Origin of the sequence: Arenibacter algicola, assembly GCF_018860365.1 — a bacterium.
Taxonomy (GTDB): domain Bacteria; phylum Bacteroidota; class Bacteroidia; order Flavobacteriales; family Flavobacteriaceae; genus Arenibacter; species Arenibacter algicola_B.
Window position 1 is genome coordinate 307154 of record NZ_JAHKPO010000001.1, and the last position, 15363, is coordinate 322516.

The following is a 15363-nucleotide window of genomic DNA, read 5'->3' on the forward strand; positions in this document are numbered from 1 at the left end:
TTATATTTTATGTTTTACAAATGGATAGTCCTCTTGATCGTATACCATATCATATAATTGATTTAGAGGCGGATAATCCGATTCCTCCGCAAATTTTTCACACTCCGAAACCAACTTTTTAACCCGAGCATCTATCTCCTTTATCTGGGCATCGCTGGCATATTTGTTTTCCTTTATAGTAGCCAATACTTGGGATATAGGATCAATTTTCTTGTACTCTTCTACCTCCTCCTTAGTCCTATAATGCTGGGCATCAGACATGGAGTGCCCTCTGTACCTATAGGTCTTCATTTCCAAAAAAGTAGGACCTCCTCCGGACCTGGCACGCTCAATAGCCTTGCTCATTTCCTTGGCAACTGTTACCGGATCCATTCCATCTACTGGCCCACATGGCATTTCATATCCCAATCCCAATTTCCAAATTTCCGTTGAATGTGAGGTTCTGGCCACCGATGTTCCCATGGCATAACCATTGTTTTCGCAAACAAAAACAACTGGCAATTGCCAAAGCATTGCCAAGTTAAAACTTTCATGGAGAGACCCCTGTCTTACTGCCCCATCTCCCATATAACAAAGGGTTACAGCATCCCTTTTAAAATACTTATCAGCAAAAGCCAATCCAGCACCTAATGGAATTTGACCACCGACTATACCATGGCCGCCATAAAAACGATGCTCTTTGGAAAAAATATGCATGGATCCCCCCATTCCTTTGGAAGTTCCCGTAACTTTACCATAGAGTTCCGCCATAACTTTTCTGGGATCGACTCCCATACCTATTGGCTGAACGTGATTCCTATAAGCAGTAATCATTCTATCCTTGCTAAGGTCCATTGCATGCAATGCCCCTGCAAGAACCGCTTCCTGTCCATTGTAAAGATGTAAAAATCCACGAACTTTTTGTTGAATATAGACTGCAGCAAGTTTATCTTCAAACTTTCTCCAGAACAACATGTCCTCATACCACTTAAGGTAGACCTCTTTGGTTATTTTTTCCATTAATTGATAATTTATGTAATAATTCGCTTTGATCAAAAACAAGTTTAAGTCAAAAACGGAAAACAAAAATACATATATAAATCAATAGGAAAAAAATTTAAATCAAAAGCTTCGCGTAAAGCGATTATATAAAACAAAATAGGGAATAGTTGAGAAATACCTAAAACCTAAAAATAGAAGGTCCCAACTTATTGTCCTAACCCAGGAATGTACTGTTAAAGGCTAATGGAAGAATATCGGAAACAGAATTACATTTTAAGATCTCTCCCGTTTCCCCGGACATAATTATAGATATGGGCCTCTGTTGTTTTATTTCATATTCCGAAATGGACTGCCTACAATTACCACAAGGGGCGGCGGGTTTATTCACTACAAAATTTTTGGAAGTAGCACTTATGGCTATGGTCTTGATACCAATACCTGGAAATTTTGCTGAAGCGTAAAATATGGCCACCCTTTCCGCGCACAAACCGGATGGGTATGAGGCATTTTCCTGATTATTGCCAATTACAATTTCATCGTTATCCAATAATACCGCAGCCCCAACATTAAATTTTGAATAAGGGGAATAGGCATTCTTCCTGGCTTTTACAGCTTCATGCATTAAAGCTTGATCCTCCTGTTCCAGTTCATCCACAGATTCATAGACCATTAGATCAAACACCACCCTGCGTAGTTTCATAGAAAATTAGCGTTATATAATTTAGCAAAAATAAACAAAACCTGCTTGTGGGCAGGTTTTGTAGTAAAGCTATATATTTTTTTAGCCCATTAATCGTTAAAAAATTCTTCTCCCAAATTAAATGTCAAAGAAAACCTCAGTGTATTCTCCAAAGGGTTTCTGACCTGAGATGTAGAGAACAAATAGGAAAGGTCTACCTGAGCTGATTTAAATCTAAACCCAGCACCCAAAGTGAAAAATTTTCTCGAACCCTTTAAATCGCTCTCATTAAAATATCCCGTTCTCAACATAAACGCATTTTGGTAGGTGTATTCCGCACCAAGTGCCCAAGTAAATTCTTTTAACTCCTCACTAAAGCCATCGGGTGCATCTCCAAAGGACTTAAATACCCCTTCAAAAAAAGTAGTTTGCTGATATTCGTCATTATCCGTTCCATCAATTACCCCATCCTCATTATAATCTTGTGGAGTAGGTACCAATAACTTATTAAATTCAGTGGTAAGCCCAAGCACATTATCTTGGTCCAAAATAAAATCAAAGCCAACTCCCCCTTTCAAATTGGTAGGAAGAAAATTCTCTTGTCCCGCATCGTCGTACTTTATCTTGCCTCCTAAATTTGAAATATTAAAACCAGCCCTCCATCGTCCATCAAAACTATTGTAGGCAATTTCACGAGAGCGATAGTACCCGGCAACGTCAACCGAAAAAGTACTCGCAGCCTTGGAATCCTCACTGCCATTATCCGGCAATTTAAGGTTGGAACTAATAAACCTACCGCCAACGGCCATAGAAAATGTTTCACTTAGCTTCAACGAATAAGAACCATCAAAAGCCAACTCGTTGGGCTTGGCCAATCTGGCCTGATCCCCTGCAAATTGCCTAAGTTCAATTTCTCCCAAGGTAAAGTACCTGATACTTAAGGCAAAGGCACTTCTCTCATTGATTTTATTATGAAAGTTTGCACTCAACAAGGCTATATCAGTAATTATACTTTCCAAATAAGGTGTATAACTCAACCCGATTCCCATTTTCCTTTCCGCAAAAGCAAATTTTGCCGGATTCCACTGTTGCGAGAAAGCGTCGGTAGATGTCGCAACCCCCATGTCCCCCATACCTGAGGCTCTGGCGTCTGCGGCGATTGTCAAAAACGGAACTGCTGTTGTAATAACCCTATCCTCTTGTGCTGAAACTTTACCCAGAAAAACGAACAGGAATAATATTGAAATTTTTTTCATTTCTAATAGTCTATAAAATTTGGTCGTAAAACTCTTAAATTTAACTGAATTATTAAGACAATTTTAGTTCATATACATTTATTAACGACCATTTTAATAATATCTTGTGTGAACGGTACAATTAATAGGATAATTTTACACATTTATATATAAATATATAGCTAGCATTCCAAAACAGATCTCGCACAACTAATTTATTGATATTTTTCAAAGAATTATCAACTATCCATACTATATTAAATTTTAAGTCGTTATTCATGTTAAGCGATGCTCTTTGCATGTTAAATAAATGATCAATTTTTTTTCATTTAACAAAATATTATGCCTTAATCATCGTTCTAAATGCCGAAAGCGACACAAAATATTAATAAAATATGAATCGCAAACTCCTTTAAAAAGTAGTTTGTCTTTTGAACTCAAGTCCTAATTATGAAAAAACAATTCATCAAAGTTGTACTCTCTTGCGCTATTGTAGCTGGTGGTTTTTCAAGCTGTAAAAACTCATCATCCTCTAAAAATGTTTCAAGGGCTACGGGCTGGAATATTAACGCCAAGGAAGGTGGATTTCAGTACAATTCAGACTTTAAAGAGCAGGAAACTGCACCAGGTTTAGTGTTTGTAGAGGGGGGAACCTTTACAAAAGGTCAGGTTCAAGATGATGTAATGCACGAATGGAACAACACCCCTACCTCACAGCACGTGCAGTCTTTCTATATGGATGAGACCGAAGTTACCAACGTTATGTATTTGGAGTATTTGGATTACCTGAAGAGTGTTTACCCTCCGGAAAATCCTAAATATGTACATATTTACACTGGGGCGTTACCGGATACATTGGTTTGGAGAAACAGGTTAGGTTTCAACGAAACCATGACCAATAACTACCTACGCCACCCAGCTTATGCGGAATATCCTGTAGTTGGTGTTAATTGGATCCAGGCGACCCAATTTGCCGAATGGAGGACAGACCGTGTGAATGAAGTAATGCTGGAAAGGGAGGGCTATCTTTCAGATGAGGCCAAATACAAAGTAATAAACGGTGAGGCAGAAGGAGGCTTTAGCACAGAGGCATATTTAAACAGACCGGAATCCGTATACAACGGACAAATAGACTCTTTACAGGGAAAAAAGAAAAAAGATTCAGTTTCTGTCTTTGCAAAAAGAAGCTCCGGGGTTATTTTACCAGAATATAGATTGCCTACGGAGACTGAATGGGAATATGCAGCCCAGGCTCAGATCGGAAGCAGGGAATACAATAACTACAGAGGTAGAAAAAAATATCCTTGGGAAGGAGATTATACCAGAAATGGACAAAGAGTTGGCAGAGGAGATCAATTGGCCAACTTTAAACAAGGAAAAGGAGATTACGGCGGAATTGCAGGATGGTCAGATGACGGAGCCGATATTACTGCGGAAGTTAAATCTTACAAACCCAATGATTTTGGATTATATGATATGGCAGGAAACGTGGCCGAATGGGTTGCGGATGTTTACAGACCAATCGTAGACGACGAAGTAAGTGACTTCAACTATTTCCGAGGAAACGTTTATATGAAAACGGCTATTGGAAAAGACGGAAAAGTAAATGTAATTCGTGACTCCATTGTGTATGACACCTTGCCCAACGGCAAAGTAGTAGCGGTAAATTTACCCGGAGAGATAAAAATGGTACCGGTAGATGAAGAAGAAACCTTCTTAAGAACCAACTTCTCTTCCAGTGACAACCGCGGATACAGGGACGGTGAACCAGGATCTACCAGATTTTACGATAGGTTTAGCGATGGGGACGAGGAAGAAAAGAATAAAAAGAAAATGTACGATGCTCCTGTCAGCAAGGTACAGGTAGACTCTACAGGAAATATTCTGAGAGCTTATGACAAATCCAACAACAGAACTTCATTGATCAATGACGAGGTAAGGGTCTTCAAAGGAGGTTCTTGGAGAGATAGGGCCTATTGGTTGGATCCTGCACAAAGAAGATATTTACCACAGTATATGGCCACAGATTATATTGGATTTAGATGCGCCATGTCCAGGGTAGGTTCCAAATCCAAAACAAAAAACAAAACCCCTAGAGGCAAGAAAGCCAAATAGGTACAACAACTAAATAAATATACGAAGAAGCCCTTTTTAAAAAGGGCTTTTTTTATATCTTAGATTTATGACAATAGAACATTTGCACCAACTCTTTTTAGAGTTTTCCCAGGTTTGCACGGACACTAGAAAAATAAGCCCTAATTGCATATTTTTCGCCTTAAAGGGAGATAATTTTAACGGCAACACCTATGCTGCCCTAGCACTGGAAAAGGGCGCTTCATATGCCATAGTCGACGAAGAGGAATTTGCAGGCCACGACAATACCATACTGGTGGAAAATGTACTTACAACACTCCAAAAGTTATCCCAATTTCACCGGAATTATTGCAAAGCAAAAGTAATTGGCCTTACTGGAAGTAATGGCAAAACCACAACCAAGGAGCTAATTACTGCTGTTCTTTCCAAAAAATACAAAACTATTGCCACAAAGGGGAATTTGAACAATCATATCGGGGTACCGTTAACATTACTTTCTATTACCCCTGACACGGAAATGGCCATTGTAGAAATGGGCGCCAACCATCTTAAGGAAATAGAGTTCCTTTGTAAGTTGGCCCAGCCAGATTATGGCTACATTACCAATTTTGGAAAGGCGCATTTGGAAGGTTTTGGAAGTGAGGAAGGAGTAATAAAAGGTAAAAGTGAGCTTTACGATTATTTAACCAGCCATGATAAATCCATTTTTTTTAATGCAGACGACCCTATTCAACAAGAAAAACTATCTACCGTCATAAAGAAATTTGGGTATAGCCAGAACAATAGTGAATTCTTTAAAATAAATCTTGTTGGCGCAGATCCATTTGTTAAAATTGCCGTAGGTGATATTCATATTACAACCCAACTGGTGGGCAGCTATAATTTCACCAATTGCTGTGCTGCAATATTAATTGGAAAATATTTTAATGTGGAGCTAGACGAAATAAAAAAAGGAATTGAAAATTACATCCCCCAAAACAATCGATCCCAAATAATAGATAAAAATGGCCACCACATAATTCTGGATGCCTATAATGCCAACCCTACCAGCATGAAGGCCGCCTTGGAAAACTTTCAACAATTAAAGGCCGATTATAAGATTGCATTCTTGGGAGACATGTTCGAATTAGGAAAAACAGCAGAAAAAGAACATCAGGATATTTCCAATATAGCCACCAATATGAATTTTGACCAAGTGTTTTTGATTGGGGAAAACTTTTTTAAGACAAAAAGTGACTTAAGGAAATTCAAGTCCTTTGACCATCTTAAGGAAACACTTAATAACAAAACTTTGAAAAATGCCACTATCTTGATTAAAGGATCAAGGGGCATGGCTTTGGAAAGAATTCTCGATTTATTATAACCCGTAAAAATTAGGTTTTTGTGGGACATACTGGATTCGAACCAGTGACCTCTGCCCTGTCAAGGCAGCGCTCTAAACCAACTGAGCTAATACCCCATTATCTGTAACAACAGAAAAATAGTCCGCCAAAATTACACCAATTTTAAGAGTTTAAAACAACCTTGGAAAGTTTTTTTCAATAAATTGATTCCTTTGGATTCAAAATCGATTTCTCAACTGTTGAAACAAAGGCAGTATGCCTCCACTGTAGAACAAAGCTTCAACATCTCCCAAAAAAATAAAATCAACCCCTAACAAATTGGTATGGAATCCATTACTTTCTACCCTACCTTATTTCGATTTCCCAAATCTAAACACCTCTGAAGGAGTCCTGGCCCTTTTCAAAATGCTTTCCATTTCAGCAACCACCTCTGGAAAATCAGCCGCCAAATTATTCTCCTCACCGGTGTCCTTGGACAAATCATATAGTTCTATACGGGCATCCGGGTTCTGCAGTACATTGTACTTTACCGCCTTCCAGTCCCCCATTCTAACAGCTTGCCTACCCCCTTTTTCATGAAACTCCCAATACAAATACTCGTGTTCTTTCTGTTCTGTGGACTTGCCTAACAAGGTGGGCAATAAGGAAATCCCATCCAAATCTGGAGTTTCCCTTATCCCCGCTATTTCTTCCAAAGTGGGAAAGACATCCCAAAATGCCGAAACATGTCCCGTAACGGTTCCCGGTTTAATCTTTTTAGGCCATTTGACCATCATAGGGACACGAATACCACCTTCGTACAAATCCCTTTTATACCCCTTTAACACACCATTGCTATCAAAATAATCGGGATCCGCCCCGCCCTCTAGATGTGGACCATTATCCGAGGTAAAAATTATAATGGTATTATCTGCTATCCCCAAATCGTTAACCTTCTTAACAATTTCACCTACCTGATCATCCAAGATACTTACCATTGCCGCAAAGGCCGCATGGCTTTCTGTTTGGGAACCATATCCTCCAATCTTATACCTAGAGCCATCATCTATTCCTTTATACACTTTTTCTGGTAAATATTTTCCTCTAAATTTACTCTGCACCTCCTCAGGGGCCACCAACTCCGCATGTGGAATTATAGACGGTACATAAGCAAAAAAAGGTCTATCCTTATTCTCCTCAATAAACTGTAAGGTCTTATCATGAATAAGATTAGGGGCGTAAATACCTTTTTTCGTGCCCGAATTCTCCGGTAGCACTATGGAGTCTTGATTGGACCACAAGTGATAGGGATAATAATTATGTCCCATCGTCTGACAATTATACCCATAAAAAGTATCAAATCCTTGGTTATTGGGATCACCTTCAGACCCTGGATACCCCAACCCCCATTTCCCAAAAGCACCGGTGCTATAACCAGCTTTCTTTAAGACTTCTGCAATGGTAAGGGTGCTATCGGGAATAGGAAATTGACCTTCTGGTTTAATTCCATAATTCCCCCTAACCACCGTATGCCCCGTGTGCATACCGGTCATAAGTGCCGATCTGGAGGGGGCACAAACAGTGCTTCCGGAGTAATGCTGTGTAAAAAGCATACCCTCGGCAGCCAACTTGTCTATATGGGGAGTTTTAAATTTTTTTTGCCCATATACACTTAGATCCCCATATCCCAGATCATCGGCAAGGATATAAATAATATTTGGCGGATCAATTGTTTTTGATACTTCAGCCGAACCTAAATCGGAGGATTTTTTTTCCATTTTGCACGAAGTAAACCCACTAGCCACAATAATCATTAACCCAAATACAACTTTAAAATCCATTACTCATCTATTTTTTATAAACATACGGAGAATTATAAAAAGTCGCAGGTGGAAATTTTGAAAACCCATTGACAAAACCACCAATGACACCGTCTTTAAAATGCTGCAGGTAGTTCAGTTTCAAATGGAACGGTAAATTTAAGATCATGAAACCAATACACAGAGGTAATCACCTCTATGCTCATGGATTTATCGCTTAGCGACTCCCTATTGTACTGCCAAATTATATCCTTGGCATCCGGAAAAGCTCGACCTTCCAATTGGTCCGAAAACAACCTATTCAATAATGTATTCCTAGGCATCCCTGCCACCAATAATCTAATGAGGGATGCTTCAAAATCGGAATTAAACACGGACATATCTTCCTTTTTAGCGGCTTCTATAACCACTTTAAATCTTAGTGCCTCTGGCTGGGGAAACTTGCCATTAAAGGCCTGAAACAATAATTGCCCAGCATTAAAAAAAATTTCGTGCAATGATAAATCCGCATACTCCTCCCACATTTTTTCATGAAGCATTTCATGTGATAAATTGGCAATCTGGCTGCTATTTAAAATATCTTTAAACAAATAGCCCAAAACTATTTCCGCTGCCTCTGGGGGCTCAAAATCTGTTAAGGACAACATACACATTTCCTTCAATTCCGAAACCGGAATCTTGGACGCATCCCCAAACTCCATAACACCCAATAGCTCCATATAATTATTAGGGCTCCAGGCATTGGGCAATTCACGTATGGTTTCAAACTTATTTAGTTCAATTTTGTATTTCATAATTATGGATTTTCTAATTGCCAGCGCAATCCAAGTTACGTAAATGATAGCTAGGTTAGCACATATAAATCCCAGAAAATGCGTACTTCAAATTAATTCCAATTCAATATACTATTCCGTAAAATTAAAAGTAAATTTATCCCTGTCACATGCTCTAAAAGAAACCAATAAACAGTCTTCATCTTGAAAATTTATATCCTTATTATAATCAGTTTTATTTATAGCTCCACCCTCTTGGGACAGCCTCAAAATACCAAAATAGTGTTTGTTATAGTTGATGGTATTTCTGCTGACGTTTTGGAAAAACTGGAAACACCCAATATTGATGCCATTGCCAAGGAAGATGGCTATACCCGTGCCTACGTAGGGGGTGAAAAAGATAGTTATTCAGAAACTCCGACTATTTCCGCCGTCGGATACAACAGTTTGTTGACCGGCACCTGGGCAAATAAACACAATGTATGGGGCAACAGCATTAAAGATCCCAATTATAACTATTGGACAATTTTTAGATATGCCAAAGAGAACAAACCTGAATTGAAAACAGCTATTTTCTCTACATGGTTGGACAATAGAACTAAATTGGTTGGAGAAAACCTTCCTCAAACCAATTACTTGAAATTAAATTATCATTACGATGGTTTTGAATTGGACACCCTGAATTTTCCACATGACGAAGACCGACTTTACATTCATAAAATAGATGAAATTGTTGTAAATGAAGCCGCTAGGTATATAAAGGATGAAAGTCCGGATCTTTCATGGGTGTATCTCGAATATACAGATGATATGGGACACCGGTATGGAGATAACGAACAATTTCATAATGCCATTACCATAATGGATAAACAAATAGGGCGCATTTACGAAGCAATGGAATTCAGAAGAAAGGAATATGGCGAAGATTGGCAAATATTTATCACTACTGATCACGGTAGGGACAAGGAAACGGGCAAAGGCCATGGCGGGCAATCCGATCGTGAACGCCTGACCTGGATCGTAACCGACGCCGATAACATAAATGACTATTTCAAGAACGGAACCCCAGGCATAGTCGATATCTTACCAGCAATGCTCAGAAGTTTGAAGATCTCCCCTGAGCGCAACAGGGCGTTTGAAATTGATGGAGTTTCCATAACCGGACCACTTTCGTTGAGTGAACTAAAGGCGAGTATTCAAGGCAACGAGTTAACCCTAAGCTGGAACACCTATAATAGGGACAAGAAGCTCAAAGTTTACCTAAGCACAGAAAATGGTTTTAGAAATGGCATATACGACCATTATAAATTGGTCAAAAAAGTTAAAGGGACCAGCAATAGCACCAAAATCGATTTAAGTAAATATCCTTCCCGTTTTTATAAAATTGTGATAGAAGGAAAGCACAATTCTACCAATGCATGGGTAGTACCTAATTAAATTAGTCAATTGTTCCAAGTTCAATTGGCCCATCATTGGAAGGATGGTTTCATCTAAGGACCAGTCAAATACATTCAAACCGATTGTGCAGAAAATCCTACCATTTATACATTTCCAGATTAAACCATTGTTTATACTCCATATCTTCATTGAAAATTAAAATGATTCGATAGCCAAAGGCTAGAATTAAACTAATTTTTAAATCAAACTGGATCGCTTATTCAATACTTAGCCGGTTTATTTTAGAATAATTATATAACCTATTGAAATAATTATATAACATATTGCTTCCCCTATTTTCGACATTTGTATAACACCCAAAAAATCATTTATCATGTCACAGATCATAAGCATTATACTCGTATTGAATCTTTGTTTTGCAGGAGGCACCATTTTCGTAATCCTTCATGGAATGTATATTTCAAGAAAAAACCGTTCATTGGATATGGACTCCATTCACAATTTGGAAAAAAGAAAAATTGGCGAAGGCCCAAAAATTCAATTTTAGGCTTCTATGGCCAAATGCCCTAAACCATCATTTGTGAGGCAAACTCTTGGGGCATGCAATGGAAAATCGCTAGTTTAACTATAGATATACCTCCATCCTTAACACTTAGGTATCTGGATATTCCTACATAGCCCAAATTACGGGCATAAATACTACTTCCTAAAGAACTACAAATGATCCCAAAAAGACCTTATTTGGGTTTAAATTGTATTTTGGTAAAGTGAGCCTTTTCCGCTTTTTTGACCAAACAAAAAAGGCTCCCAATTTCTTGGAAGCCTTGTCTTTGTTACTGTGGGCCCTACTGGGTTCGAACCAGTGACCCCCTGCTTGTAAGACCCAAATTCCATACTACAAATCAATACAAAATACATCATAATTTATTGATTTACAGTAATTTAATTAAGTTTCAATAAAATTGGATATCATTTGATATCAAATGATATCCAAAAAAAGTGAGCCTAAAGTGAGCCTTATTTTTTACTAACTTTAAGTAAAATTTAAGGATAAAATGGCAAAGGTCAGGTTAATATTGGACACCAGAAAATCGGCAAAAAGCTCGATCAATGGACTCTACCCGGTGGCCATCCGACTATTTCATAAAAAAGCAAAGATCATTCGCCTCCCCTATCATTGTACCAAATCGGGATGGGACGACAGGTATATGCGAATGAAAAAGTCCTCCTTCAAAAACGACCATATAGATTGTGACAGGGCCAATGAAAATATTTACGACAAACTGCACACTGCCCATAAGCTCATCGTTGATCTTGGGGAAAGCATCAACACTATAGATGTGGATACACTGGTTGGTTACATACGCATGGCATGGGACAAAAAAGTGGATACCAAGATACGGGATGATGTTGATAATGGCATCACCTTGGGGGAATGGGGAAAAGTGATCATTGATAGAAAACGAATGTCCAACAAACCCGGGACCGCGGCCTGGTATGCCGGGGCCATTAGGACTCTTACCAAATTTAATAAGGGAAAAGATCCGCGATTGAACCAGATTACCGTTACCTTTTTGACCGATTTCCAGATCGCACAGGAGGCGAAGGGAAACTCCAAAAACGGGGTAAGCTCCTATTTGAGGGCCATAAGGGCGGTATATAACAGCGCCATTAAGGAGGACCAATTTTGCACGAAAAAGAACCCGTTCGAACATTATAAGATACCAACTTCCAGGCGTACCAAGAAAAAGGCCATCGAAAAGGCCGACTTTATAAAAATCAGGGATGTACGCTATACCATGGGCAGTCCCGTATGGCACGCCAAAAATTATGCCCTGGTGATGTTCAACTGCAGGGGAATGAATTTTGTTGACCTTGTAAAACTGAAGATGGGCGACATACACCAAGACCGTATATTTTACGGCCGCAGCAAGACCGGTGACCAGCTATCCGTCCGGATTACCGAAGAACTCGCGGATATATTGGATTATTATACCATGGGCAAATCAAAGGACGATTACCTGTTCCCGGCAAATTATAATGGCAGTACGACCCATTACGAAAAGTACAAGACCCTTAGACGAAGGATGAACGGCCACCTCAAGACCATTGCCAGGGATGCTGGCATAGAAGGGAATTTCACCACCTATACCATCCGCCATTCCTGGGCCACCATCGCCAAATATATGGGAGTACCCACAGAGGTCATCAGCGAAGGCCTTGGCCACAATTCCCTTAAAACGACCCAGATCTATTTACGGAGCTTTACCAATACTGTACTTGATGAGGCCAATGAGATGGTGGTTTCTTAGGTCATAACTCCCTTAAAAATTAAATCTGGTTACTCCTAATGTAATTATCTCCACTAACATTTTAAATAAGATTACATTAGCACCCTTGCTTTACCCTGTAGTCTTACTCTTTTCTACAAAAATTAACAGCTGGGTGTGCCACTATTAGTGCATACCGTTTTTAGTTTAAATTAAGTTTTATGTCTTGAATAAAGCACAAATGTCTTTGAACTAAAAATACGCCCAAACATTATTTTAAGGATATGCACGATAAATTTGCTGAAAATACCTACCCTTTTTGCTGAAAATGTCTGCCATAATATAAATGATTTTGTAAGATATTGGCTTCAAACCAACCTAGATATCTAAAAACCATAGAATGCTTTGTAAACGGGATTACTTTTTATTAATATTTATAGTTTTTATAGCACTAATAGTTTTTTTTCCAACGTTTTTCAATAGTTTTCAAAATAATTGGGACGATGCCTGGATTTTACTTGAGAATCCTTTTGTTACTGATATTAGTCTAGAAAACCTTAACTATCATTTCACACATTTCTATACAGGACAATATTCCCCAGTAAATACTATGGTATATGCTATTGTTTATCGTTTATTTGGCTATAACGCAATGGCTTTTCATACTACATGCTTGATAATACATTGTATGAATTCCATAATGGTCTATTTGGTTTTCAAAAATTTGCTTAATGTTCTTAATCCAAAATTCACTAAAAAAAATATAAGGATATATACATTTATTGTAGCGTTGGTTTTTGCAATTCATCCCTTACAGGTGGAGTCCGTTGCTTGGATAAGTGCATCAAAGATCCTCTTGTATTCTTTTTTTGTTTTATTATCCATACACTGTTATATTCTTTATATAAAAACATCAAAAATTGGCTATTATATTGGTGTAATGGTGTTTTATGCCCTAGGATTTGGATCCAAGGAACAAGCAATAATCCTACCGATAGTATTGTTTCTGTTCGATTATGCATACAACAGGTTTGAAGATTTAGGTTCGTTTCATGATTTATTGAACAAAAAAGTGATCTTGGACAAAACACCTCTTTTTTTAATGGCTTTTTTCTTTTGGTATTTTTCTTCGGCAAACAACACAGGCCTGGTTACTATGGAGAATACATATCCTTTTTACCAACGATTATTCTTTGGGATGCATAGTATGTCCGAATACATTTTTCGCTCTATTGCCCCTGTTAAACTATACTACTACTATTTTTTCCCAATGATAATAGGCAACCCTTTACCTTGGTATTATTGGGGCTATATGGTAATAACATTTATTGTTTTTGGTTTTATTTGGAAACAGTACAAAAAAAAGAACAAATTAGTACTCTTTGGGTTTTTATTTTTCATGGTAAACATTGTATTGGTATTGCACATTTTGCCTATGCCAAGACAAACTATTACCGCGGACAGGTATATGTATCTTGGTATTATTGGTTTGTCCATTATTTTGGTTTGGTTCCTAGATCATCTAAATAATAATTTCAAGAAAATCAAGAAAATTGTTCCATTTGTTGTTTCAGTCTATTTTCTAGGTTTGGGAGTTCATACTTTTATCAGGACCAAGGAATGGAAGAATAGCGAACTTATCAAGAGCAATGTCAAAGAGATTATAGATAAAAGAAAAATAGCAGGTAAATCCTTACTTGATAATCCTATAGCAGATGAATAATATTCTTTTATCCATAACAGTTCCCTGCTATAATGAAGAAAAAAACATAGCGATACTTGTTGCCGAACTGGGTTTGGTATTAGAGGAATACGATTATGAAATTATATTGGTAAACGATGGAAGTACGGATCAGACTCAACAGGTTATCGAATTTCTTGCCATTGAAAGCGATAAAGTAAAATTCATCTCCCTATCCCGAAATTTTGGACACCAAAAAGCTATAAAAGCTGGAATTGACCATGCCAAAGGTGATTGTATAGTGACTATGGACGCCGATCTACAGCATCCACCACAAACCATTCCCGAGATGATAGCCTTATGGGAATTGGGAAACAAGGTTGTAACGGCGGTAAGGTCAGTACAAGGACAAGGTTCTTTTTTCAAGAAATATACTTCCAAACTGTTTTATTTGTTTTTGTCGAAAATATCGAATCAAGATGTAGTTGGAAATAGTTCCGATTTTCGGCTGTTCGATAAAAAAATAGTGGATATTCTACGAAAGATGCCAGAGCAGGACCTATACATTAGGGGGCTCGTTCCTTGGATTGGTTTTAAACAAACTACTATTAAGTTTAATGAAGGCAGAAGAGTCTATGGCAAGACCAAATATACCTTAAAAAAAATGCTATTGCTAGCAAGCAATGGAATAACCTCTAGTGGCATAAAGCCATTACGGTTTGCCCTATCTGCAGGTATATTGTTTGCCATGTTAGCGTTTGGATATGGCATCTATGCTGTAATAGCCACGTTCCTTGGCCTAACGGTTTCCGGTTGGTCTTCCATTATAGCCAGCATTATGTTTTTATCCGGTATACAGTTAATGGTATTAGGGGTTATGGGAGAATATTTGGGAAAAATGTATATGGCAAATAAACAAAGGCCCAACTATATCGTATCAAATACAAACATCTCTAAAAAAATAGAAAATGACAACCAACAAGAAAGGAGGGCTGCAATGTTTTAATCTGATTATGTGGACAGGAAATTCTTTTGTTTGCGGTTTAAAATTTTTATAAGGGAGCAAAAGGCGTGGAGAACTATATCAAGTTAACACGATAAAAAACACGA

Annotated in this window: 12 protein-coding genes and 1 tRNA gene; 7 read left to right on the forward strand and 6 right to left on the reverse strand. The window is 38.1% G+C overall.

Annotated features, from left to right (window positions below):
• The 3 genes from pdhA to porV all read right to left on the reverse strand — a co-directional run bounded on the left by pdhA (position 1) and on the right by porV (position 2916).
• Positions 1–999: a pyruvate dehydrogenase (acetyl-transferring) E1 component subunit alpha gene (pdhA, locus tag KO529_RS01360; RefSeq protein ID WP_215946132.1), complete on the reverse strand. Its 999-nt coding sequence runs from the start codon at positions 997–999 to the stop codon at positions 1–3.
• A 196-nt stretch (positions 1000–1195) separates the two neighbouring features.
• Positions 1196–1681 carry a cytidine deaminase gene (gene cdd / locus KO529_RS01365; RefSeq protein WP_215946133.1) on the reverse strand — a complete coding sequence of 162 codons (486 nt, stop codon included), beginning with the start codon at positions 1679–1681 and terminating at the stop codon, positions 1196–1198.
• 89 nt (positions 1682–1770) lie between these two features.
• Entirely contained in the window at positions 1771–2916 is a 1146-nt protein-coding gene (gene porV / locus KO529_RS01370) for a type IX secretion system outer membrane channel protein PorV (protein ID WP_215946134.1), read from the reverse strand.
• 429 nt (positions 2917–3345) lie between these two features.
• Between porV and gldJ the strand changes: the two genes are divergently transcribed.
• Together gldJ and KO529_RS01380 are read left to right on the forward strand one after the other, a co-directional pair.
• The gene (gldJ, locus tag KO529_RS01375; protein WP_215946135.1) at positions 3346–5010 is read left to right on the forward strand and encodes a gliding motility lipoprotein GldJ; all 1665 of its coding nucleotides are present in this window, start codon (positions 3346–3348) and stop codon (positions 5008–5010) included.
• A 67-nt stretch (positions 5011–5077) separates the two neighbouring features.
• On the forward strand, positions 5078–6352 hold the full coding sequence (locus tag KO529_RS01380; RefSeq protein WP_215946136.1) for a UDP-N-acetylmuramoyl-tripeptide--D-alanyl-D-alanine ligase: 1275 nt from the start codon (positions 5078–5080) through the stop codon (positions 6350–6352).
• A 21-nt stretch (positions 6353–6373) separates the two neighbouring features.
• On the opposite strand, the gene KO529_RS01385 is transcribed toward KO529_RS01380, so the two are convergent.
• The 3 genes from KO529_RS01385 to KO529_RS01395 all read right to left on the reverse strand — a co-directional run bounded on the left by KO529_RS01385 (position 6374) and on the right by KO529_RS01395 (position 8925).
• Positions 6374–6448, reverse strand: a tRNA-Val gene (locus KO529_RS01385).
• 234 nt (positions 6449–6682) lie between these two features.
• A complete protein-coding gene (locus KO529_RS01390) occupies positions 6683–8152 on the reverse strand; it encodes an arylsulfatase (protein WP_252734273.1) in 1470 nt (489 codons plus the stop codon).
• Positions 8153–8247: 95 nt separating this feature from the next.
• Positions 8248–8925, reverse strand: a complete 678-nt coding sequence (locus KO529_RS01395; protein WP_247097836.1) for a hypothetical protein — start codon at positions 8923–8925, stop codon at positions 8248–8250.
• Between the two features lie 183 nt (positions 8926–9108).
• Between KO529_RS01395 and KO529_RS01400 the strand changes: the two genes are divergently transcribed.
• The 5 genes from KO529_RS01400 (at position 9109) to KO529_RS01420 (ending at position 15259) form a co-directional block, all read left to right on the forward strand.
• Positions 9109–10341, forward strand: coding sequence for an alkaline phosphatase family protein (locus KO529_RS01400; protein WP_252734274.1), 1233 nt, complete (start codon positions 9109–9111; stop codon positions 10339–10341).
• 334 nt (positions 10342–10675) lie between these two features.
• Positions 10676–10849 (forward strand): hypothetical protein, encoded by a 174-nt coding sequence (locus KO529_RS01405; protein ID WP_215946137.1) that lies wholly within the window; start codon positions 10676–10678, stop codon positions 10847–10849.
• A gap of 508 nt (positions 10850–11357) precedes the next feature.
• Positions 11358–12614, forward strand: a complete 1257-nt coding sequence (locus KO529_RS01410) for a tyrosine-type recombinase/integrase (protein WP_215946138.1) — start codon at positions 11358–11360, stop codon at positions 12612–12614.
• Positions 12615–13260: 646 nt separating this feature from the next.
• Positions 13261–14295, forward strand: a complete 1035-nt coding sequence (locus KO529_RS01415; RefSeq protein ID WP_215946139.1) for a hypothetical protein — start codon at positions 13261–13263, stop codon at positions 14293–14295.
• Positions 14288–15259, forward strand: a complete 972-nt coding sequence (locus KO529_RS01420; protein ID WP_215946140.1) for a glycosyltransferase family 2 protein — start codon at positions 14288–14290, stop codon at positions 15257–15259. Before KO529_RS01415 ends, KO529_RS01420 begins: the two co-directional genes overlap by 8 nt.
• The last annotated feature ends 104 nt before the right edge of the window (positions 15260–15363 follow it).